At 60.2% G+C, this 22,293-nt stretch carries 22 protein-coding genes; 10 read left to right on the forward strand and 12 right to left on the reverse strand.

Annotated features, from left to right (window positions below; genetic code table 11):
• Nucleotide 1: 1 nt before the first annotated feature.
• From KGB20_RS28080 to KGB20_RS28110, 7 genes are all read right to left on the reverse strand, one after another.
• Entirely contained in the window at nt 2-1,615 is a 1,614-nt protein-coding gene (locus tag KGB20_RS28080; RefSeq protein ID WP_057712590.1) for an EAL domain-containing protein, read from the reverse strand.
• A 76-nt stretch (nt 1,616-1,691) separates the two neighbouring features.
• Nucleotides 1,692-2,471 carry an N-acetylmuramoyl-L-alanine amidase gene (locus tag KGB20_RS28085; RefSeq protein ID WP_057716533.1) on the reverse strand — a complete coding sequence of 260 codons (780 nt, stop codon included), beginning with the start codon at nt 2,469-2,471 and terminating at the stop codon, nt 1,692-1,694.
• Nucleotides 2,472-2,574: 103 nt separating this feature from the next.
• On the reverse strand, nt 2,575-4,530 hold the full coding sequence (locus tag KGB20_RS28090; RefSeq protein WP_154909711.1) for a GGDEF domain-containing protein: 1,956 nt from the start codon (nt 4,528-4,530) through the stop codon (nt 2,575-2,577).
• Nucleotides 4,527-5,405 carry an endonuclease/exonuclease/phosphatase family protein gene (locus tag KGB20_RS28095; RefSeq protein ID WP_057712592.1) on the reverse strand — a complete coding sequence of 293 codons (879 nt, stop codon included), beginning with the start codon at nt 5,403-5,405 and terminating at the stop codon, nt 4,527-4,529. The genes KGB20_RS28090 and KGB20_RS28095 overlap by 4 nt, the downstream gene beginning before the upstream one ends.
• A gap of 14 nt (nt 5,406-5,419) precedes the next feature.
• Complete coding sequence (dsbA, locus tag KGB20_RS28100; protein ID WP_090452332.1) at nt 5,420-6,061, reverse strand: thiol:disulfide interchange protein DsbA; 642 nt, start codon at nt 6,059-6,061, stop codon at nt 5,420-5,422.
• Between the two features lie 199 nt (nt 6,062-6,260).
• Nucleotides 6,261-6,890, reverse strand: a complete 630-nt coding sequence (locus KGB20_RS28105; protein ID WP_056726709.1) for a c-type cytochrome — start codon at nt 6,888-6,890, stop codon at nt 6,261-6,263.
• A gap of 45 nt (nt 6,891-6,935) precedes the next feature.
• Entirely contained in the window at nt 6,936-7,226 is a 291-nt protein-coding gene (locus KGB20_RS28110; RefSeq protein WP_008002190.1) for a c-type cytochrome, read from the reverse strand.
• Nucleotides 7,227-7,417: 191 nt separating this feature from the next.
• Here KGB20_RS28110 and yihA point away from each other — a divergent pair, with 191 nt between their 5' ends.
• The gene (gene yihA / locus KGB20_RS28115; RefSeq protein ID WP_057712595.1) at nt 7,418-8,062 is read left to right on the forward strand and encodes a ribosome biogenesis GTP-binding protein YihA/YsxC; all 645 of its coding nucleotides are present in this window, start codon (nt 7,418-7,420) and stop codon (nt 8,060-8,062) included.
• 502 nt (nt 8,063-8,564) lie between these two features.
• Here yihA and polA read toward each other — a convergent pair.
• Nucleotides 8,565-11,369 carry a DNA polymerase I gene (gene polA / locus KGB20_RS28120; RefSeq protein ID WP_154909713.1) on the reverse strand — a complete coding sequence of 935 codons (2,805 nt, stop codon included), beginning with the start codon at nt 11,367-11,369 and terminating at the stop codon, nt 8,565-8,567.
• Nucleotides 11,370-11,443: 74 nt separating this feature from the next.
• On the opposite strand from polA, the gene KGB20_RS28125 reads away from it, so the two are divergent.
• A complete protein-coding gene (locus tag KGB20_RS28125; protein ID WP_057712597.1) occupies nt 11,444-11,731 on the forward strand; it encodes a DUF2782 domain-containing protein in 288 nt (95 codons plus the stop codon).
• A gap of 60 nt (nt 11,732-11,791) precedes the next feature.
• The gene (locus KGB20_RS28130; protein ID WP_154860828.1) at nt 11,792-12,742 is read left to right on the forward strand and encodes a homoserine kinase; all 951 of its coding nucleotides are present in this window, start codon (nt 11,792-11,794) and stop codon (nt 12,740-12,742) included.
• Between the two features lie 109 nt (nt 12,743-12,851).
• On the opposite strand, the gene znuA is transcribed toward KGB20_RS28130, so the two are convergent.
• Entirely contained in the window at nt 12,852-13,772 is a 921-nt protein-coding gene (znuA, locus tag KGB20_RS28135; protein WP_191628307.1) for a zinc ABC transporter substrate-binding protein ZnuA, read from the reverse strand.
• Nucleotides 13,773-13,838: 66 nt separating this feature from the next.
• Between znuA and zur the strand changes: the two genes are divergently transcribed.
• The 7 genes from zur to KGB20_RS28170 all read left to right on the forward strand — a co-directional run bounded on the left by zur (nt 13,839) and on the right by KGB20_RS28170 (nt 19,521).
• Entirely contained in the window at nt 13,839-14,321 is a 483-nt protein-coding gene (zur, locus tag KGB20_RS28140; protein WP_008045818.1) for a zinc uptake transcriptional repressor Zur, read from the forward strand.
• Nucleotides 14,321-15,106, forward strand: coding sequence for a zinc ABC transporter ATP-binding protein ZnuC (znuC, locus tag KGB20_RS28145; RefSeq protein ID WP_007989407.1), 786 nt, complete (start codon nt 14,321-14,323; stop codon nt 15,104-15,106). Before zur ends, znuC begins: the two co-directional genes overlap by 1 nt.
• The gene (gene znuB, locus KGB20_RS28150; RefSeq protein ID WP_057712600.1) at nt 15,099-15,887 is read left to right on the forward strand and encodes a zinc ABC transporter permease subunit ZnuB; all 789 of its coding nucleotides are present in this window, start codon (nt 15,099-15,101) and stop codon (nt 15,885-15,887) included. The genes znuC and znuB overlap by 8 nt, the downstream gene beginning before the upstream one ends.
• Nucleotides 15,888-15,924: 37 nt before the next feature.
• Entirely contained in the window at nt 15,925-16,641 is a 717-nt protein-coding gene (locus tag KGB20_RS28155) for a PA5502 family lipoprotein (protein ID WP_154909717.1), read from the forward strand.
• A 367-nt stretch (nt 16,642-17,008) separates the two neighbouring features.
• Nucleotides 17,009-18,016 carry a methionine ABC transporter ATP-binding protein gene (locus KGB20_RS28160; RefSeq protein ID WP_057712602.1) on the forward strand — a complete coding sequence of 336 codons (1,008 nt, stop codon included), beginning with the start codon at nt 17,009-17,011 and terminating at the stop codon, nt 18,014-18,016.
• On the forward strand, nt 18,016-18,690 hold the full coding sequence (locus KGB20_RS28165; protein WP_057712603.1) for a methionine ABC transporter permease: 675 nt from the start codon (nt 18,016-18,018) through the stop codon (nt 18,688-18,690). Before KGB20_RS28160 ends, KGB20_RS28165 begins: the two co-directional genes overlap by 1 nt.
• Before the next feature lie 60 nt (nt 18,691-18,750).
• Nucleotides 18,751-19,521, forward strand: a complete 771-nt coding sequence (locus KGB20_RS28170) for a MetQ/NlpA family ABC transporter substrate-binding protein (RefSeq protein ID WP_102669524.1) — start codon at nt 18,751-18,753, stop codon at nt 19,519-19,521.
• A gap of 174 nt (nt 19,522-19,695) precedes the next feature.
• Here KGB20_RS28170 and KGB20_RS28175 read toward each other — a convergent pair whose 3' ends face one another.
• The 3 genes from KGB20_RS28175 to KGB20_RS28185 are packed head-to-tail and all read right to left on the reverse strand — an operon-like array spanning nt 19,696 to nt 22,285.
• Nucleotides 19,696-20,331, reverse strand: a complete 636-nt coding sequence (locus KGB20_RS28175) for an SCO family protein (protein WP_057712605.1) — start codon at nt 20,329-20,331, stop codon at nt 19,696-19,698.
• On the reverse strand, nt 20,328-21,227 hold the full coding sequence (gene cyoE / locus KGB20_RS28180) for a heme o synthase (protein WP_008045805.1): 900 nt from the start codon (nt 21,225-21,227) through the stop codon (nt 20,328-20,330). Before cyoE ends, KGB20_RS28175 begins: the two co-directional genes overlap by 4 nt.
• The gene (locus tag KGB20_RS28185) at nt 21,215-22,285 is read right to left on the reverse strand and encodes a COX15/CtaA family protein (protein ID WP_150812643.1); all 1,071 of its coding nucleotides are present in this window, start codon (nt 22,283-22,285) and stop codon (nt 21,215-21,217) included. Before KGB20_RS28185 ends, cyoE begins: the two co-directional genes overlap by 13 nt.
• Between the last annotated feature and the right edge of the window lie 8 nt (nt 22,286-22,293).

Consider the following 22,293-nt stretch of genomic DNA (forward strand, 5'->3'; position numbering starts at 1 on the left):
CTCACGCTTCGTCATCCAGGCGCCGGCCGGCTCGACGCCGTCCCCGGGTAATCAATTCAGTGAACTGCACTGCGCTCAACGCGCGGGCGAACAGCCAGCCCTGGCCGAACTTCACGCCTTCACTGCACAGGAACGCGGCCTGGGCCTCATGTTCGATGCCCTCGGCAATCACCTTCAGGTGCAGCGACTGGGCCATATGAATGATATGCGGCGCCACGCCGCTGCTGGCGGCGTCATGGCCCAGCGCATCAATGAACGCCTTGTCGATTTTCAGACAATCGACCGGCAGGGTTTGCAAATAGGCGAGGCTGCAATAGCCGGTGCCAAAATCATCGATCAACACCTGATGCCCGACATCCCGTAGCGCTTGCAGGTTTTCCCGAGCCACCACCACATCGACCAGCCCGCGCTCGGTGACTTCAAAAGCAATTTGCCGCGCAGCGACGCGATGCAGGGTCAGCAGCCGCGCCATCACCTGGCCAATCCGCGGAACCATCACATCACACGCAGCGAGATTGACCGAGATGTACAGCTGCGGGTTCGCACGCAGCAACTGGCCGAGTTGCTCGAGCAGGCGCTGCAAGACGAAGTCCGTCATCTGGCGAATCTGCCCGGTGTTCTCCGCCATCGGAATGAACAGGTCGGGACTGGTCAGGGTACCGTCCGGCCTGCGCCAGCGCAGCAGTGCTTCTGCCCCGACACAGTTGCGGCTATCAAGGTCGAAGATCGGTTGGTACAGCACCTGCAACTCGCCACGGCGAATCGCGCCGGCCAGCTCGGCGTCCAGCGACTGCCGTTGGCGCACCAGCAAAAACACCAGGAACCCAACGCATATGCCCAGCGCAAGGCTGGCCGGCAGCAACCACCACCAGACCGCCGGGATATGCATGCCGGTGCGCGGGCTGATCAACACCAATTGATATTCCGGGTTGTCGGTGGGCATCCGGTATATCAGGCGTGCCTGGGTGATCTGCAGCGCATCACGGTTTTTTGGTGGCCAGGCCTCGGCCGGCGGCCAGACCTGAGAAGCGCCCAGCACCGGAATCGCGCGCGCGCCATGGTCCAGAACTACCAGCAGGCTGCTGCCCGGCGACAGGTCGACCATATCGGTCAAATGCCCGCGAGAGGTCGCCACCCGGAAATTCCCGCGCCCGAGCATCAGCGCGGCACGGTTTTCATCGGGTTCAGTGGTGGTATTGAGCCAATAGCTGTAAGTCGGGCCTTTGATGTCTGGCGATCGACTCAGCGACAGCCCTTCCTGACGAGGGCGATTGGAGCAGATTCGTGAAGAGTCCATGTAGGCGGCTTCGTAGACGAAGCGATAATTGAACGTAACCTGTTGCAAGGTCGCGATCATTTCAGCATCGCAGCCGCGCAACGGTTGCGCTTCAAGGTCATCAAGGCTTTCACGCAGCTGCCCGAAGAGCTGTTCGAGGCGGGCGAGGAAGCGTTCGCCCTGAGCATTCATTTCTTCGCTTTCGCTTTGCTCGACCTGGTGTATGGCGACGAACAGGCTGCCGGCCATCAATAATGTTGCGCTCAAGACAGTAGACATCAGCCCCAGGAACCAGGGGCGATGGAACCAACTACGGAAGGTCTCTCGAGCAGCAGTCATTGTGCAATATCCGATGTATTACCAATGAGTTATAGCTGCTGATTGGAAAAAAGCCCTGACCGTCGGGCGGGCGTCATTATTTTGTCTGGTTCAACACCCACAGTAGCGCGGCGGTTTGCGCATCCGGAGTGCCATCGAAACGCGCCGGACGGAAATGCATCTGAAATGCCGCTATCACATGTCGTGTCGCGACATCGAGCTCGCCGGTCTGTGGCGAGGCATAACCCAGGCGGGCCAACTGCGCCTGAAACCAACTGATGCTCGGCAACTGCTCGGCGAACAACATTTGCTGGCGCGCCACCGACTGTTCATTCGGCCAGATGCCCAAGCCTTCGGCGGCCAGACGCTTCCAGGGGAACAGCGGCCCCGGGTCCAGCTTGCGCAAGGGAGCAATATCACTATGGCCAATGATCTCGCGAGGTTTTATGCCGTGACGTTTGCTAATGTCCTTGAGCAACACGATCAGCGACTGGACCTGGTCTTCGGTGTAGGGATACCACACGCGTCCGGTCGGGGTGTCCTCGAAGCCCGGGTTGACGATTTCGATACCGATGGAACTGGAGTTCAGCCAGGTGCGGCCATTCCACTCACTCTCCCCGGCGTGCCAGGCCCGCACATTTTCATCCATCAGCTTGTAGATGGTGGCGCCCTTGTCGTCGCCGATCAGGTAATGGCTGCTGACCTCACCGTGGGTCAGCAATTGCAACGAACGCTCCAGCGAAGCATTGGTGTAATGCACCACCACAAATTGCACGCGGCTGTCGTAATTGGCCGAAGAGTGGCTGGTGTTGAAACGGGGGCCGCTGGCGCAGCCGGCAAGCACAATCAGCGATAAGATCAGAGCAAAATATTTCATGGCGAAAGGCAGTACACGCAAGACAATAATGCAACAGTGTAACGTAATGCCTTGCGGGCGGACGGCAATCCCATCGAATTAAACAAAATGGAACAGATCACCGTCAGCTCGGTTCCACTCGGTTGCGGCCGGCATTTTTTGCGCGATACAGCGCCTGATCGGCTCTTTTAAGTACCTGATCGCTATGTTCACCCGGCCTGAACGCCGTCATTCCGATAGACACGGTGATGGTCACCGGCTCTCCCTTGAAGTGGAACGGACAGGCTTCAATGGAGGCCCGCAAGCTTTCCAGCATCTTCAGCCCCGCCGCCGGCACCGTGGATGGCATTAACAGCACAAACTCCTCGCCGCCGAACCGGGCAATGAAATCCGTTCCGCGCAGCCGCTTGCGCAACACGCTGGCGATGATTTTCAGCACTTTGTCACCGGCCAGGTGCCCGTAGTTGTCATTGATGCGCTTGAAATGATCGAGGTCGAGCATGGCCAGCAACAGCGTGTTGCCATGTTGTTGCCATTGTGTGACTTCATGACCCAGGCGCTCGCTCCAGGCCGCGCGGTTGGGCAGCCCGGTCAACGGGTCGACCAATGCCTTCTGTCGTTGCTCTTCAAGGTGCTCGCGGTAACCCTGGGCCTCCTGCTCCATATGGGCGACCCGCTCGGCCAGGCTGTGCAGGCGCGCAGCGACCTCCTGCTCGCGCTCATCGCGCTGTTTCTGGTGCTGGTCCATGGTGCCCAGCAAGCCTTCGAGATGGTTTTCCAGTACGTGCTTGAGGTCTTCCAGGTCCGCGGCTTCCTGCATGCTGCTTTGCAGGCCATCGACCTGTTCGCGGATCTGCGTGTCCATCTGTCGCGCAGCCGAACGGTTGTCGGCGTGTCCCGCGGTGGCGGCCTGCAAGTTGCTCTGGAACGATTCGAGACGCTCGTTCAGTCGTTGCAGATAGGCTTCGAACTCATGCTGGCCACTGTCGGTAATGGCCAGCATCAATGTGGCGAAGTCGTCGAGAATCGGCAGCAATTCGTACCAGTTCAGACCGTTTTTCAGACGATCGCGCATGGATTCGGCTTGTGGACGATGACGCTCGGGCAGTGTCAGGTCGTCGAGCAGCCCCAGCAACGTGTCTTCGATGTGGCTGGCCACCGAGCTGTAGGAGGGCTCGGGGGAATCCGGAAGTGCGTAGAGAATGTCGTGTTCGGATGGCGTCTGATCGACGACGGCGTCCTGCATCGGAATCGGAGGTAAGGGCAAGCTATCGGGCGATGCTTGCGCGGTCAGCTCGTCGGGGTTCGCTTGCGACTCAGGTGATGTCGCGATGGTTTCCGGGATCGGTTTCTCGGCCGATTCGATTTCCGCCGCGGCTGCACTGGGTGGTTGAGGCTCCGCAGCCGGAGGTGCAAAAGCCACGGCTGGCTCGGTTGGCGCGAACTCGTCTTCGACTCGCTCAACAGCGGGTACCTCGCAGCTTGCCGCAGGGCTCTCGGCTACAGGGGCAGCCAGCGCAGGAGCAGCGGCCGTCGATGCCTCCGTCTCCTGCGCTTCACGACCGCCGAACAACCGCTGCAGCAAGCCCGGCCGGCCGTTCTCCGTTGGGGTCTCCAGCTGGCTCAGGGCCTTGCCCTGCAAGCCACTCAGCTCGCTGAGCAGCAAGGGCATCTCGCGCGCCTGACTGACCCGCGCATCCAGGTGCTTGGCGAAATTCTTGAGTGGCCGACTCACATCCCGTGGCAATGGCAATGTTTGCAGTTGCGTGACCAGCGCAGTCAAGGCGGCACTGGTCTGGTTGACTCGGGTTTCCCGACGCTGTTCGGAGTCGAGCACGGCTTTTTCCAGGCGTGGAATCAGCGCAGCCAGGCCGGCGTCCATGTCATCGGTACGCACGACTTCGCGCATTTCCTTCATGCATTGGTCAACGGCGCGGTCCGTACCTTCCGCTGCCAGGGTGCTGCGCACCAGCCCGCGACGCAGCAAGTCGAGCCGCGCGTCCCAACGACGTTCGAGCTTTTCCTGTTGTTCGATGCTTTTGAGGTATTTCTCTTTCCAGCGCTGTGCTTCGTCGCTCATTCATGGGATCCGCGAGGGGCAGGACTCAACGCGGGCAATGCATCGGCCGTGAGCGAACCCGGCAAACGAATCTCTACCGCGACCGGCAGGTGATCGGAAATGGGCTGTGCCAGCACCTCAACCTTTTCCAGGGTCAGGCTCGGGCTCAGCAGGATATGGTCCAGGCAGCGCTGTGGGCGCCAGCTGGGAAACGTCGCTTCCAGTTGCGGCGCGAGCAGGCCGAGATCGCGCAACGGGGAATGTTGCAGCAGGTCACTGGCATGGGTGTTCATGTCGCCCATCAGTACTTGATGCTTGTAGTCGCCGATCAACTCGCGGATGTAGGCCAATTGCAGACTGCGTGCCCGGGCGCCCAACGCCAGGTGCATCATGACCACCACCAGCGCTTCCGGGCCTTCGCCGAACCGTACCAGAATGGCTCCGCGACCCTTTGGTCCCGGCAACGGATGATCCTCAATTGCCCACGGACGCAATCGGCTGAGCACGCCATTGCTGTGCTGGGCCAGGCGACCGAGATTACGATTGAGTTGTTGATACCAGTAGGGAAAGGCGCCGAGCTGGGCCAGGTGTTCGACCTGATTGACGTAGCCTGACCGCAGGCTGCCGCCATCGGCCTCTTGCAAGGCGACCAGATCGAAGTCGCCCAGCAGATTGCCGATTTTCTGCAGGTTATCGGCACGCCCCGTATGCGGCAGCAGGTGCTGCCAGCCCCGGGTCAGGTAATGCCGATAGCGCTCGGTACTGATGCCGACCTGGATATTGAAACTGAGCAAGCGCAGACGACTGTCTGCGGGCAGGCCCGTGGACTCCAGATGATGCTCGTTGACCCGCGGATCATGCAGGCCAACGATGCGTTCAGTACCCCATCGGCGCATGGCAGTGACTGCCCTTAGTTGGCGGCAGCCTTGTTAGCCGCTCGCTCTTTGTCGATCAGTTTGTCGGCCAGTTGCAGGGCCTGTTCGGCACCGCCGGCAGAACCCACGTCGAAGCGATACTTGCCGTTGACGACCAGGGTTGGAACGCCGGAGATTTCATACTTCTTGGCCAGCTCACGGGCTTGAACAACCTGGCCCTTGATAGCAAAGGAGTCGAAGGTGGCCAGGAATTTATCCTTGTCTACGCCCTGGGTAGCCAGGAAGTCAGCCATGTCATTCTTGTCGATCAGCTTCATTTTTTTGTTCTGGATCGCGTCGAATACCGCGGCATGAACCTTATGCTCAACACCCATGGACTCAAGGGTCAAGAACATTTGGCCATGAGCATCCCAAGCTCCGCCGAACATGGCCGGAATACGCTTGAAATTCACATCGGATGGCAGCTTTTCAGCCCAAGGATTGATTGTCGGTTCAAAATGATAGCAATGCGGGCAGCCGTACCAGAACAGCTCCACCACTTCGATCTTGCCAGGCACGGCAACCGGAACCGGATTGGTCAGCTCGACATAAGGGGCGGCTGGGGCGTCGGCGGCCTGGGCAGTCATGCCAAACAGGCTGGCAGCGGCAAAAACGGCACTGATGATCAGATTACGCATGCTTTACTCCTGGACAAATTTTTTCGCCGCGCGCGATTGTTTTCAGACAAATCCTGGCGGGCTTGAGTTCTGTAGTGTAACGGCAGCGGCCACAAAAAAGGGCGGCCAAAGCCACCCTTTTTATACTTGCCGAGACGGATTAATCGAGCGTTAACGTTGCAGGCGATCAGCACGCCGTTCAACGCCCGATCCAGCGGCCTTAGTGCAGGCCTTGAATGTAGCTGGACACCGCGGCGATGTCTTCGTCGCTCAGCTTCTTGGCAATGCTCTGCATCGGTTTGGTATCGCCGTCGTTGGTGCGGCCACCTTCTTCCTTGCGGAAATCGACCAGTTGCTTGCCGACGTATTGAGCGTGCTGGCCACCCAGGTGCGGGAAACCGGCAGCCGCGTTACCTGCGCCATTTGGCGAGTGGCAACCGGTGCAGGCTGGCAGGCCCTTGGCCAGGTCACCACCACGGAACAGGGCCTCACCGCGAGCGACGATCTTCGGATCGGCGGCACCGACGCTGCCTTTCTGGCTGGCGAAGTAGGCGGCGATGTCTGCCAGGTCCTGATCGCTCAGGTTGGTCAGCAGGCCGGTCATTTCCAGAACGGTGCGCTTGCCCGACTTGATGTCGTGCAATTGCTTGGTCAGGTAGCGTTCACCCTGACCTGCCAGTTTCGGAAAGTTTGGCGCCATGCTGTTGCCATCCGGGCCGTGGCAGGCGCCACAGACGGCGGCTTTGGCCTGGCCGGCTTTTGCATCACCCGGTTGTACTGCCTCACCTGCAGCATGGGCCATGCCGGAGATGCCCACGGTCAACAGCAGACTCACGATCAATTTCTTCATCAGCTAATCCAACTACGGCTAAGGGTTAAGAGTTATGGACCGGGCTTACTCGCTCATCCAAAGGATGATGGCTTGGTAATCCTCGGCACTGCAGTCCATGCACAAACCACGCGGCGGCATCGCCTTGAAACCCTGGGTCACGTGTTGCACCAGCGTCTCCATACCTTTCGCCAACCTCGGCGTCCAAGCTTCCTGATCGCCTTTTTTCGGCGCCATGGGGAGTTGGCCGGAATGACAGGCACCACAAACACGGTTGTACACAGCTTCCGGATCCTGTGTAGCCTGAGCGCTGTAAAGCGGCATCAATACACCGGCAGCTAGCAGCCATTTCGTCATAAAACGACCTTTTCAGGGTTGAGAGCGAGCTGCGTTCTAGTGCGCAATCAAGGTCTGTCGCTCTCGTGAACTTCGTCCTACGCTGGGACAAAGCGCACACAAAATCTGCGGCATTATATACTGGCGTCACTGAAACGGAAGCGACACTGCTTGCCGCACCCATTCCTGGCGCCGCCCACATCGGAAATCCCATGCAACTCAAGAATCCCATCCTCGGTCTGTGCCAACAGTCCACCTTCATGCTCAGCGCCGCCAAAGTCGATCAATGTCCAGATGACGAGGGCTTCGAAGTCGCCTTCGCCGGGCGTTCCAACGCCGGCAAGTCGAGTGCCTTGAACACCCTGACCCACGCCAGCCTGGCGCGCACCTCGAAAACCCCGGGACGCACGCAGCTGTTGAACTTCTTCAAGCTAGACGATGAACGCCGTCTGGTCGACCTGCCGGGCTACGGTTATGCAAAAGTACCGATCCCGCTCAAGCAACACTGGCAGCGTCACCTGGAGGCATATCTGGGTGGTCGCGAGAGTTTGAAGGGTCTGATCCTGATGATGGACATCCGCCATCCGATGACCGATTTCGACCTGCTGATGCTCGACTGGGCCGTGGCTGCAGGCATGCCGATGCACATTCTGCTGACCAAAGCGGACAAGCTGACCTATGGCGCGGCCAAGAACACCCTGCTCAAGGTTCAGGCGGAAATCCGCAAGGGTTGGGGCGATCTGGTGACAATCCAGCTGTTTTCGGCCCCCAAACGCATGGGCCTGGAAGATGCCTACACCGTACTGGCTGGCTGGATGGAGCTGGCGGACAAGGGTGCCGAAGCAGAGATTCAATAAATATCAAAAGCTGTTTGTGGTGCGCTCAGGCAAGGCAAAAGCGCGGCTCGAAAGCGGAGTTTAGGGGCCTAAATGAGCATTTCGAGCCGCGCTTTTAACGCAGCCTGAGCGCATCACAGACAGTTTTTCTCGGGGCAAAAAAAACCCCGGGCTTCATATGGGGAGGGAGAAGTTCCGGGGTTGAAGCTCTAGACCGCTAGGGCGGGGTCCAGATATCTGCCAACACTTAACACAACATAGGAGCATCGAAGGGCTTCACCAGCCATTCAGTAACTCTGAGTGGTGGTGCGCAAGATTAGTTCAGATTTTTTTCAGATAGCTTTGAAATTACTCTGATAGCCCTCCGGACCAAGCTGTTTTTTTTGCGCCCTTCTACCGCGGCACTATGCCGCAGCAGAACTCGACAATTTTCTGTAGGAGCGAGCTTGCTCGCGATGGAATTTCAGTCGAAATCGATGTGTCTGACACTCCATCGCGAGCAAGCTCGCTTCTACAAGAAGGCTCAGTGAGCCTCATCCCAGTTATTTCCAACACCCACTTCGACCAGCAACGGCACATCCAGCTTCGCCGCCTCGCTCATGTGTACGCGAATTTCATCGCGAACCTGGTCGACCAGGTCTTCACGCACCTCGAGCACCAGTTCATCGTGCACCTGCAAGATGACTTTGGCGTCGAGGCCCGACGCGGTCAGCCAGTTATCCACCGCGACCATGGCTTTCTTGATGATGTCCGCAGCGGTGCCTTGCATCGGTGCGTTGATTGCCGTGCGTTCGGCAGCGGCGCGCTCTTGCGGCTTGTTGGAGTTGATGTCCGGCAGGTACAGGCGACGGCCGAAGAACGTCTCGACATAACCTTGCTCGGCGGCCTGGGCACGCGTGCGGTCCATGTACTGGCGAACGCCGGGGTACCGGGCGAAGTAGGTATCGATGTAGGCCTTGGCGGTCTTGGTGTCCACGCCGATGTCCTTGCCGAGCTTCTGCGCGCCCATGCCGTAGATCAGGCCGAAGTTGATCGCCTTGGCGCTGCGGCGCTGGTTGGAGGTCACTTCGGCCAGTTCGACCTTGAACACTTCGGCGGCGGTCGCGGTGTGTACATCCAGATTGTGGCGGAAGGCATTCATCAGCCCTTCATCCCGGGACAGGTGCGCCATGATCCGCAGTTCGATCTGCGAATAGTCCGCAGCCAGCAGCTTGTAACCGACCGGGGCCACGAAGGCCTGGCGGATGCGACGCCCTTCGGCGGTGCGCACCGGGATGTTCTGCAGGTTCGGATCGCTGGAGGACAGCCGCCCGGTGGACGCCACCGCCTGGTGATACGAAGTATGGATCCGCCCGGTACGCGGGTTGATCTGCTCCGGCAGACGGTCGGTATAGGTGCTTTTCAGCTTGCTCATGGAGCGATATTCCATGAGCACTTTCGGCAATCGATAGTCGTCTTCTGCCAGTTTGGCCAGCACTTCTTCGGCGGTCGATGGCTGGCCCTTGGCGGTTTTCTTCAGTACCGGCAGGCCGAGCTTCTCGTATAGGATCACACCAAGTTGCTTGGGCGAACCGAGGTTGAATTCCTCGCCGGCAATCTCGAAGGCTTCACGCTCCAGCGCCACCATCTTGTCGCCCAGTTCGATGCTTTGCACGCCCAGCAAGGCGGCGTCGACCAATGCCCCCTGGCGCTCGATACGCGCCAATACCGGCACCAACGGGATTTCGATGTCGGTCAGTACGCCGGCCAGGCTCGGAATAGCCGAGAGTTTTTCGAACAGGGCATGGTGCAGACGCAAGGTGATATCTGCATCTTCGGCGGCGTAAGGCCCGGCCTGCTCCAGGGCGATCTGGTCGAACGTCAGCTGTTTCACGCCTTTGCCGGCGATGTCCTGGAAGCTCACCGTGGTGTGGTCCAGATACTTCTGCGCCAGGCTGTCCATGTCATGGCGGGTGGCCGTGGAGTTGAGCACGTAGGACTCAAGCATGGTGTCGAAGGCGATGCCACGCACGGTAATGCCGTTGTCCTGATCGCCGCCGATGGCGCAGTTGGCCAGGATGTTCATGTCGAACTTGGCGTGTTGGCCGACCTTGAGCTTGTTCGGATCTTCCAGAATCGGCTTGAGCGCACGCAGGACCGTGTCACGATCCAGCTGCTGCGGCACACCGATGTAGGAATGAGTCAACGGGATGTAGGCCGCTTCGTTAGCCTGAACCGCGAACGACAGGCCCACCAGTTGCGCCTGCTGCGCATCGATGCCGGTGGTTTCGGTGTCGAAGGCAAACAGTTTGGCGTTGTTCAGTTTTTCCAGCCAGGCATCGAACCGCGCTTGATCGAGGATGGTTTCATAGGCGGCTTCAGCAGCGACGGCCGGTGCTTCGGCCTCTGGTTCGCTGAACAGATCGGCGGCCGGTGCTGGCTCGGCGGCAGCGCTCAGTTCCAGGCGTTTGGCGTCGCGATCAAGGTCGTTCAGCCAGCTCTTGAACTCCAGCAGGGAGTACAACTCGTAGAGTTTCGCAGGATCTTCCGCGCCCATTTTCAGGTCGTCGAGGCCAACGTCCAGTGGCACGTCAACCTTGATGGTCGCCAGCTGATAGGACAGGAAGGCCATTTCCTTGTGCTCTTCGAGCTTGGCCGGCAGGGTCTTGGCGCCGCGAATCGGCAGGGTCGGCACGATGTCGAGTTGCGCATAGAGCTCGGTCAGACCGCCGTTCACACCGACCAGCAGGCCGGAAGCCGTCTTCGGACCGATGCCTGGAACACCCGGAATGTTGTCGGAAGAATCGCCCATGAGCGCCAGATAATCGATGATCTGCTCCGGAGCGACGCCGAATTTCTCCTTCACGCCCTCCACGTCCATGCTGCTACCGGTCATGGTGTTGACCAAGGTAATGTGACCGTCGACCAGTTGCGCCATGTCCTTGTCACCGGTGGAGATGATCACCGGACGATCCGCCGCCGCACTGCTGCGGGCCAGGGTGCCGATTACGTCATCGGCCTCGACGCCTTCGACGCACAGCAGCGGGAAGCCCAGGGCGATCACGCTCTGGTGCAGCGGCTCGATCTGCACGCGCATATCGTCGGGCATGCTCGGACGGTTGGCCTTGTATTCGGCGAACATCTCATCGCGAAAAGTCCCACCCTTGGCGTCGAACACCACGGCGAACGGACTGTCCGGATATTGCTTGCGCAGGCTCTTGAGCATGTTCAGCACGCCCTTGACCGCACCGGTCGGCAGGCCTTTGGACGTGGTCAGCGGTGGCAGCGCGTGAAAGGCGCGGTACAGGTAAGAAGAACCGTCCACCAGGACGAGGGGGGCTTGGCTCATGAGCAGGATCAACCTTTTCGGCGGGTCCGGCGCTAGAATAGCGGGACCGTTGACGACAAAGGGACAAGGTTATCATGCGCACACTAAATCGCCTGTTGCTGGCTGGCTTGTTTGCAATCGCACCATCGGCCGTGATGGCGGCGGACGATGCGCCATCGGCGGACCCGGATGTCACCATTCGCACGGAAGGGGATAAACTCATTCAGGAATACCGGCAAAACGGCTTTTTGTACGCCATCAAGGTCACCCCAAAGGTTGGCAAACCGTATTTCCTGGTGCGCGCGGATGGCTCGGAGGGAAACTTCGTCCGCTCCGACTACCCGGATATGCTGATTCCGGCGTGGGAAATTTTTAAGTGGTAAGTCGTCCTTAACTTTAATCGGCGCCGGCTCAACAGCGGCGCCCGTACTGGCAGTTTAAACATGTCTGTGTTCACCCCCCTGGCTCGGCCCGAGCTGGAAGCTTTTCTCGCCCCTTATGGCCTCGGCCGCCTGCTTGATTTCCAGGGGATTGCCGCCGGTAGCGAAAACACCAATTTCTTTATCAGCCTGGAGCAGGGCGAATTTGTCCTGACCCTAGTCGAGCGCGGCCCGGTTCAGGAAATGCCATTCTTCATCGAACTGCTCGACGTATTGCACGGCGCCGACCTGCCGGTGCCTTACGCCTTGCGCACCACAGACGGCGTGGCCTTGCGCGAACTGGCGGGCAAACCTGCGTTGCTGCAACCGCGCCTGGCCGGCAAGCACATCAAGCAAGCCAACGCGCAACATTGCGCGCAGGTGGGTGAATTGCTCGGCCATCTGCACCTGGCAACCCAGGCCAATATGATCAAGCGCAAAACCGATCGCGGCCTGGACTGGATGCTGGAGGAGGGCACGCAGTTTTTGTCGCACCTCGATGCCGAACAGAAAGACCTGCTGCAACGGGCGCTGGAAGAAATCACCCGGCAGAAAGAAAAAATCCTGGCACTGCCGCGGGCGAATATTCACGCCGACCTGTTCCGCGACAACGCGATGTTCGAAGGCACGCACCTGACCGGGCTGATCGACTTCTACAACGCCTGCTCCGGGCCGATGCTCTACGACGTGGCGATTGCCTTGAACGACTGGTGCTCGGACGACGATGGCGTAATCGATGGACCGCGAGCGCGGGCCTTGCTGGGCGCTTACGCGGCCTTGCGAGCGTTCACCGCCGCTGAAGCCGAGTTGTGGCCGACCATGCTGCGGGTGGCTTGCGTACGGTTCTGGTTGTCACGCCTGATCGCGGCGGAGTCGTTTGCCGGACAGGATGTGTTGATTCACGATCCGATGGAATTTCAATTGCGATTGGCACAGCGACAGACAGTCAACACGCCTTTGCCTTTCGCCCTTTAAAAAGCTTCGCGAGCAAGCCCGCTCCCACATTAGACCGAGTTCTTCCATTTGGAATGCCGTCGAATGTGGGAGCGGGCTTGCTCGCGAATGGGGCACCGCAAATGTTGAGTTACAGTGACTCCAGGCACCCCGCCAGATCATTCCCCAATTTCTCCAACACCTGCTCATAGCCCTGGGAAGTCGCCGGCGTGTACCCGCCCAGCGCATCCAGTTCAGCCAGTTTCACCGGCAAACCCGCCACCAGAGTTTCCGCCAGACGGGGCCGCAGCGGAGGTTCGCTGAACACGCAGGTCTTGCCGACTTCCTGCAATCGCGCGCGCATCGCCGCGACATGCTGGGCACCGGGTTGCACTTCGGCCGCGACGCTGAACACACCCACGTGCTTGAGGCCGTAGGCGTCTTCGAAGTAGTCGAAGGCTTCGTGGAAAACGAAGTAGGGCTTGCCCTGAACATCGGCCAGACGCTTCTTCAGGCGCGCATCCAGTGCATCGAGACGCTCGTCGAAGGCTTTCAGATTGCTCTGATAGCGCGCGGCATTTGCAGGATCGGCGGCACTCAGGTCAGCCGCCATTTTCGTGGCGATGACCCGGGCGTTGACCGGCGACAGCCACAAGTGCGCATCCAGGCTGCCCGGACGGTGATCGTGGTCGTGTTCGTCGGCTTCTTCAGCGTGGGAGTGGTTATCTTCGGCAAAGTGACGCAGTTTCATGCCCGGCAAATCCTGCACGGCGACGTTGGGCAACGTACGACCATTGAGCACCCGTGGCAGGAAGCCCTCCATGTCCGGGCCGATCCAGTACAGCAGGTCCACCGATTGCACCTTGCGTACGTCGGAAGGGCGCAACGCATAGTTATGCGGTGAGGCACCCGGTGGCAGCAAAACCTCGGGGATCGCCACGCCATCCTGCACCGCCGCGGCGATCAGTTGCAGAGGCTTGATGCTGGTAAGGACCTTGACCTCGGCCTGCGCCGAACCGATCAGCAGAAAACTTGCGATAAATGCGACAAAAACAGAAAAAAGTCGGGACACGATGACCACTCGAAGAGGCGAGAACGGGTAACATAATAACGTCTCTCACAAACCTCGTCGCCGCTCATGCTAAAAACACCGATCGCCAGCCGTCCCCACGACCACTCACATTGCGTTCACAGCGCTTTGTCCGAGGCCGATGCCCTGTGCGCACGTCAAGGTCTGCGCCTGACCGCGTTGCGCCGGCGAGTGCTGGAGCTGGTGTGGCAAAGCCACAAGCCTTTGGGTGCCTACGACATTCTCGCGGTCCTCAGCGAACAGGACGGTCGTCGCGCCGCACCGCCGACGGTGTACCGCGCGCTGGATTTCCTGCTGGAAAACGGCCTGGTCCATCGGATTTCCTCGCTCAACGCCTTCATCGGCTGCAATCACCCGGAACATGCTCACCAGGGTCAGTTCCTGATCTGCCGTGTGTGCCACGCCGCGATCGAACTTGAGCAAAAATCCATCAGCGACGCGATCATCGCCAGCGCCAGGGATGTCGGGTTTGTCGTCGAAGGCCAGACCGTTGAAGTGGTCGGTCTCTGCTCCGGTTGCCAGGGGGCTTGATGAGCAACGCGCTGATCCGTCTTGAGCAGGTTGCCGTCACGTTCGCCGGGCAACCGGTGCTGGACAACATCGAACTGAGCGTCGAGCCGGGGCAGATCGTTACCCTGATCGGCCCCAACGGCGCAGGCAAAACCACCCTGGTGCGTGCCGTGCTCGGCCTGTTGAAACCGGACAGCGGCAGCGTCTGGCGCAAGCCGAAACTGCGGGTCGGTTACATGCCGCAAAAACTCCATGTCGATCCGACCCTCCCGCTGTCGGTCCTGCGTTTCCTGCGCCTGGTACCGGGGGTGGACCGTGCGATGGCCTTGGCTGCACTCAAGGAAGTCGGCGCCGAACAGGTGATCGACAGCCCGGTGCAAAGCGTTTCCGGTGGCGAAATGCAACGTGTGTTGCTGGCCCGTGCCTTGTTGCGCGAACCGGAACTGCTGGTACTCGACGAACCGGTACAGGGCGTCGACGTGGCCGGCCAGGCCGAGCTGTATAGCCTGATCACCCGCCTGCGTGACCGTCATGGTTGCGGTGTGCTGATGGTCTCCCACGATTTGCATCTGGTGATGAGCACCACGGACCAGGTGGTTTGCCTCAATCGTCACGTATGCTGTTCCGGCCATCCCGAGCAGGTCAGCGGCGATCCGGCTTTCGTCGAGCTGTTCGGAAAGAACGCACAAAGCCTGGCGATTTATCACCACCATCACGACCACGCCCACGACTTGCATGGCTCGGTGGTCAAGGCGCCCGCGTCGGGCCAACCCCATGTTCACGGAGATAGCTGCAAGCATGGCTGATTTTCTGCTCTACGCCCTGCTTGCAGGCCTGGCCCTGGCCGTCGTCGCAGGCCCGCTGGGGTCTTTCGTGGTCTGGCGGCGCATGGCCTATTTCGGCGACACCCTGTCCCACGCGGCATTGCTCGGCGTGGCCCTGGGTTTTCTGCTGGATGTCAGCCCGACCGTTGCCGTCACTGTTGGCTGCTTGCTGTTGGCTGTGATGCTGGTGACGTTGCAACAACGCCAGCCGCTGGCATCCGACACACTTTTGGGAATTCTCGCACCCAGCACGCTCTCTCTGGGCCTGGTGGTACTAAGCTTCATGCACGAAGTGCGGATCGACCTGATGGCCTATCTGTTCGGTGACCTGCTGGCGATCAGCCCGACCGATCTGGCCTGGATTCTTGGCGGCAGCGCGGCGGTACTGGTCTTGCTGGTTACGTTGTGGCGCCCATTGCTGGCGATCACGGTGCATGAAGAACTGGCCAGGGTCGAAGGTTTGCCCGTGGCGGGATTGCGCCTGGCGTTAATGCTGTTGATCGCCGTGGTAATTGCCGTGGCGATGAAAATCGTCGGCGTGTTGCTGATCACTTCGTTGCTGATCATCCCGGCGGCTGCGGCACAACGTCATGCTCGCTCGCCGGAACAGATGGCACTGGGCGCGAGCCTGCTGGGCATACTCGCCGTGTGTGGCGGGCTGGCGCTGTCCTGGTTCAAGGACACCCCGGCTGGCCCGTCGATTGTGGTGACGGCCGCCGCGCTATTTCTGCTGAGTTTTGTTCTGCCCCGTCGAGGGGTGTAGACTTGCTCGTTTTTTGCGCAAATAGAGAGTCGCAGGAATGAAGTCGTTCGCCTCCCGTTATCTGCTCCTTGTCGCATTTTCTTTGCTGCTGGGCGCCTGCCAAAGCACGCCACCGGCGGCCACCGAGGCCGCCGATGCGCGGGCCGCGGCCATCGTACAGCTGGAACAAAACATCGCCAGCGATGAACTGGCCATCGCCGAAGACCAATTGGCAGCCTTGCAGGCCGAATCGCCCAACGATGCTTCCCTTGAGCAATACCAGCGGCAGCTGGCCGAAGCCTATCTGCGCCGCAGCCAGATCGTGCTGCAAAAGGGTGACGTGGATGCCGCAGCAACTGCCCTGAGCCGTGCCCGCGCGTTGATGCCCAAGGCTCCGGCACTGACCGGCGGAGTCAACGGCTCGATTGCCCAGGCGCGCAAGGCCGAACTGGAAAGAGCCGAAGCCGCCCTCAAGGCTGCCGAAGCCAAGCCAAAAGCCAAGGTTATCGACCTGACGGCTGAAAGCACCACGGTCGTGCTCAATATCAACGATATGGGCAAACTGCGTCGCCAACTGGATGCCATTGCCGCCGATGTGGTGAGTTTTCAGTGCGACGTGAGCATTCAGGCTCCACGCACTAATGATTACCCTTGGCTGGCCAACTTGCTGACCAAACGGGTGAAGAAACTCGATCCTGAGTTTGATCTGAAGCTGGAGCGGCAGATTTTGCGCAGTGTCCCGGCGCAGATGGTTCTAACGCCTCGTAAATCTTAAAAGCATCGCGAGCACGCTCGCTCCCACAGGGTTTCGGGTTGCCCACACATTTTGTGACCAACACATCTCTACTGTAGGAGCGAGCTTGCTCGCGATGGCGGTCTCCCTGGCTCCGCAGATCTTCAGGCCGGAATCGCCTTGGCCTTCGCCTCCCTGTCCCAAACCCGATGCTGCCCACCATGTCGAAGTTGCCTTCGGCCTTGGGTGAGTTTCTTCAGCCGTTCCTTTTTTCTGACCTTTGATCGCGTTATTGCCAAATGACAGGACAAATACGAAATAAATGCTAAGAACCTCTATACGGACAGGCTAAAATGCGCGCCCGGCTAACCGCTGATCCTTTTCTAACGCGCCCCACAAGGTTCGCTACGTGATCGAGTTTCAAAACGTCCATAAAACCTACCGCGTCGCCGGTAAGGAAATCCCCGCCCTGCATCCGACCAGTCTGACGATTGAGAACGGGCAGGTTTACGGCTTGATCGGTCATTCCGGCGCAGGAAAAAGTACCCTGCTGCGTCTGATCAATCGCCTGGAAAACGCCAGTGGCGGCAAAATCACCGTCGACGGTGAAGAAGTCACTGCACTCGACGCCAACGGCCTGCGCCGCTTCCGTCAGCAGGTCGGGATGATTTTCCAGCACTTCAACCTGCTGGCCTCCAAGACTGTCGCCGACAACGTCGCGCTGCCTCTGACCCTGGCCGGCGAATTGTCGCGCAGCGAGATCGATTCGCGCGTGGCCGAGTTGCTGGCGCGGGTCGGCTTGTCCGACCACGCGAAAAAGTACCCGGCGCAATTGTCCGGCGGGCAGAAGCAGCGTGTCGGCATTGCCCGTGCACTGGCGACCAAGCCAAAAATCCTGCTGTGCGACGAAGCCACCAGCGCCCTCGACCCGCAAACCACCGCATCGGTCCTGCAATTGCTGGCCGAGATCAATCGCGAGCTGAAACTGACCATCGTGTTGATCACCCACGAGATGGACGTGATCCGCCGGGTCTGCGACCAGGTGGCCGTGATGGACGCCGGCGTGATCGTCGAGCAAGGCTCGGTGGCCGAAGTGTTCCTGCATCCGAAGCACCCGACCACCAAGCGCTTCGTGCAGGAAGACGAGCAGATCGACGAAAGCGAACAGCGTGACGACTTCGCTCACGTGCCAGGCCGCATCGTGCGTCTGACCTTTCAGGGCGACGCGACCTACGCGCCGTTGCTGGGCACCGTCGCCCGAGAAACCGGTGTGGACTACAGCATCCTGGCCGGTCGCATCGACCGCATCAAAGACATCCCCTACGGGCAACTGACCCTGGCCGTGACCGGCGGTGACATGGAAGCAGCCTTCGCCCGCTTCACCGCAGCCGACGTCCACATGGAGGTGCTGCGCTAATGGAAGCCCTGACAAGTTTCTTCGCCAATATCGACTGGTTCGAAATCTGGCTGGCCACCGGTGACACCTTGCTGATGCTGGGTGGTTCGCTGTTGTTCACCGTACTGCTTGGCCTGCCGCTGGGTGTGCTGCTGTTCCTGTGCAGCCCGCGCCAGTTGCTGGAAGCCAAAGGCATCTACGCGATGTTGTCGCTGGTGGTGAACATCCTGCGCTCGCTGCCGTTCATCATCCTGCTGATCGTGATGATTCCGTTCACCGTGTTGATCACCGGTACCTCCCTTGGTGTCGCCGGTGCAATTCCGCCGCTGGTAGTGGGTGCCACGCCGTTTTTCGCGCGTCTGGTGGAAACCGCCCTGCGTGAAGTGGATCGCGGCATCATCGAAGCGACCCAGGCCATGGGCGCGACTACACGACAGATCATCACCAATGCCTTGCTGCCTGAGGCTCGTCCGGGCATCTTCGCGGCGATTACGGTGACCGCCATTACACTGGTGTCCTACACGGCGATGGCCGGTGTCGTTGGCGCTGGTGGTCTGGGTGACCTGGCGATCCGTTTCGGTTACCAGCGTTTCCAGACCGATGTGATGGTGGTGACAGTGGTGTTGCTGCTGGTACTGGTCCAGGTACTGCAAACCGTTGGCGACAAATTGGTCGTCCACTTTTCCCGTAAGTAAGACATGAGCCGGCCATTCGCTGGCAGGCGCCAAACGGGCGCCTCACATGGAGTTAGCTGAATGAAAAAACTACTCGTGGCCTTCGCGGCCGTTGCGGCATTCTCTGCCCACGCTGAAACCCTGACCGTCGCGGCCACTCCGGTTCCGCACGCCGAGATCCTCGAATTCGTGAAGCCGGCCCTGGCCAAAGAAGGCGTGGACCTGAAGGTCAAGGTATTTACCGACTACATCCAGCCGAACGTGCAGGTCGCGGAAAAACGCCTGGACGCCAACTTCTTCCAGCACCAGCCGTACCTGGATGAGTTCAACAAGGCCAAAGGCACCCATCTGGTTTCTGTGGCTGGCGTGCATCTGGAGCCCCTGGGCGCTTACTCCAGCAAGTACAAGACCCTCGCTGAACTGCCTGGCGGTGCCAACGTGGTCATCCCGAACGACGCTACCAACGGCGGCCGTGCGCTGTTGCTGATGGCCAAGGCCGGCCTGATCAAGTTGAAGGATTCGAACAACATCCTGTCGACCGTCAAGGACATCACCGAGAACACCAAGGATCTGAAAATCCGCGAACTGGAAGCCGCGACCATCCCGCGCGTGCTGACTCAGGTCGACCTGGCGCTGATCAACACCAACTACGCGCTGGAAGCCAAGCTCGATCCGGCCAAGGATGCGCTGGTGATCGAAGGCAGCGACTCGCCTTACGTGAACATTCTGGTGGCTCGCCCGGACGACAAGGACAGCGATGCGATGAAGAAGCTGGTTACCGCGCTGCACAGCCCGGAAGTGAAAGCCTTCATCCTCGAGAAGTACAAAGGCGCGGTGGTGCCGGCGTTCTGATCAGCTGACGTAAACGAAAAAGGGGATGCCAAGTGCATCCCCTTTTTTGTGCCTGAAAATACGGCCCCTGTGGGAGCGAGCTTGCTCGCGATGGGGCCATTACATTCAACATCCAAGCTGACTGATATACCGCCATCGCGAGCAAGCTCGCTCCCACAGGGTTTGGTGGTGTTTTCAGTTGCGCTTGAGCATCACCGGCAACTGCGCCACCAGCTTCGCATTGTTCAACGGCGCGCGGATGAAGCCGCGCTGGGTGCCGTCCGGCCCGATCACCGCGAGGTTGCCGCTGTGATCAACGGTGTAGTTCGGCTTGCTCGTGTCCGCCGGAATGAACGGAATGCTCACCGCGTTGGCGATCGTTTGCAGTTCATCGGTCGACGCCGGGGTCAGGCCGATGAACTGCGGGTCGAAGTAGCCCAGGTACTGCTTGAGCTGCTTGGGCGTATCGCGGTTCGGGTCGACGCTGACCAGCACAATCTGCAATTTATCCACAGCCTCGGGTGGCAATTCGCTCTTGATCTGCCGCAACTGGGCGAGGGTGGTCGGGCAGATGTCCGGGCAGAAGGTGTAGCCGAAGAACAGCAGGCTCCACTTGCCTTTCAATTCATTGATCGCGACCGGCTGGCCGTCCTGATTGGTCATCATCACGTCCGGCAGATTACGGCTCTGCGGCAGCAAGATGATACCGGCGTCGATCAGCGCCGTCGGATCGCCCTGGTTTTTCCCGGACAGCACCTTGTTGACGGTCAGGCCCAGGATCAGTGCGACCAGGGCGACAAGTATGAAGACGGTTTTCTGGGTTCGAGTCATAGGTTCAACAATAGGTAGTGGTCTACGAGCAGGGCGATAAACAGCAGGAACAAGTAGTAAATAGAGTACTTGAACGTGTTGATCGCCGCGTGCGGCCGAGTGCCACGGTACAGCACCACGGCCCATTGCAGAAACCGCGCGCCCAGCCCGAGCGCGCAGACCAGGTAGAGCGTGCCGCTCATGTGGATCACATAAGGCATCAGGCTGACGGCAAGCAATGCGAAGGTATAAAGCAGGATGTGAATCTTGGTGTAGTGCTCGCCATGGGTGACCGGCAACATCGGGATGTCGGCCTTGGCGTATTCCTCCTTGCGATGGATCGCCAGCGCCCAGAAGTGCGGCGGTGTCCAGGCGAAGATGATCAGCACCAGCAGCAGCGGTTCAGCGCTGACGTGACCGGTGGCGGCGGTCCAGCCGAGCAATGGCGGCGCGGCACCGGCCAGACCACCGATGACGATGTTCTGCGGGGTCGCGCGCTTGAGGAATCCGGTGTAGACCACCGCGTAGCCGAGCAACGAGGCGAGGGTCAGCCACGCGGTCAGCGGGTTGGTGAACGCCAGCAGCATGGCTTGCCCGAGGACCGCCAATACCAGCGCGAACGTCAGCGCGGCGGTCGGCGAAACCCGGCCTTCGGCAAGCGGCCGCTTGTGGGTGCGCGCCATCACTGCGTCGATGCGCCGGTCCACCACATGATTGACCGCCGCCGCGCCACCGGCACACAGGGCGATGCCCAGGTTGCCGAAAATCAGCACCGTCCACGGCACCCCGGCGCGGGTCGCGAGGAACATCCCCACCAGCGAAGTGATGAGCATCAGCACCACGACTTTGGGCTTGGTCAGTTCCAGGTAGTCACGCCAGATCGCCTGACTGGGACGTTCGCCGATCAGAATCGCCATGGCATTTCTCCTTTTATTGTTATGGGCCCGGCTGAGTGTTTACGCGGGCTGAAGTGCCAGCGCGCTTGCTTGACCCGGACCAGACTGGTTCGGGCGTGGTAATTGACCAGCACCATGGTCAGCAACAGCGCCGCGCCGCCCGCGTTATGCGCGACGGCCACCGGCAGCGGCAGATGGAACAACACGTTGCTGATGCCCAGGGTGATTTGTGCGCCGAGGGCGATCAGCACCAGGCCTGCCAGGCGCGTCATGCCAACCGCCTTCAGTTGCCAGGCCAGACCGAGCAATACCAGGGTGACCAGTAACGCGCCGATGCGATGAGTCAGGTGAATGGCCGTCCGGGCATCGCTGTCCAGTTGCCCGCCGAGGTAGTTCGGGCCGATGTGCTGGGTCAGGTGAAAGCCGTTGGCGAAGTCCGCCGCTGGCAACCACTGGCCGTGACAGGTCGGAAAGTCGATGCAGGCCACGGCGGCGTAATTGGAACTGACCCAGCCCCCGAGGGCGATTTGCCCGATCACCAGCAACAGCCCTGCCGTCGCCCAGTGCTGCAAACGTCGTGGCACGGTCAGCGCCGGCAGTACGCCGGACAGGCGCAAGGTCAGCAGAAACAACAGGCTCAAGGTCGCGAAGCCGCCCAGCAAATGCCCGGTGACCACCTGCGGCCAGAGCTTGAGCGTTACCGTCCACATGCCGAACGCGGCCTGGCCAAAAACCACCGCCAACAGGAACAACGGCAGCTTCACCGGCTGTCCGGGATGGCGGCGATGCACCCACGCACGACCGGCCAACACCGCGATCAACAGCCCCAGCGTGCCGGCGGAGTAGCGGTGGATCATCTCGTTCCAGCCCTTGTGGGCCTCGACCGGAGCGTCCGGGAAATGCAATTCGGCATGGGCCAGTTGGGCTTCGCTTTTCGGCACGCTGATGAAGCCATAGCAGCCGGGCCAGTCCGGGCAGCCGAGGCCGGCGTGGGTCAGGCGGGTGTAGGCGCCGAGCAACACCACAATCAGTGCCAGCAAGGTGGCAAACAACGCGAGGCGAAATCCAGGCTTGGCCATGACGATGC

This window comes from Pseudomonas sp. BF-R-30 (genome assembly GCF_019956175.1).
Classification (GTDB): domain Bacteria; phylum Pseudomonadota; class Gammaproteobacteria; order Pseudomonadales; family Pseudomonadaceae; genus Aquipseudomonas; species Aquipseudomonas jessenii.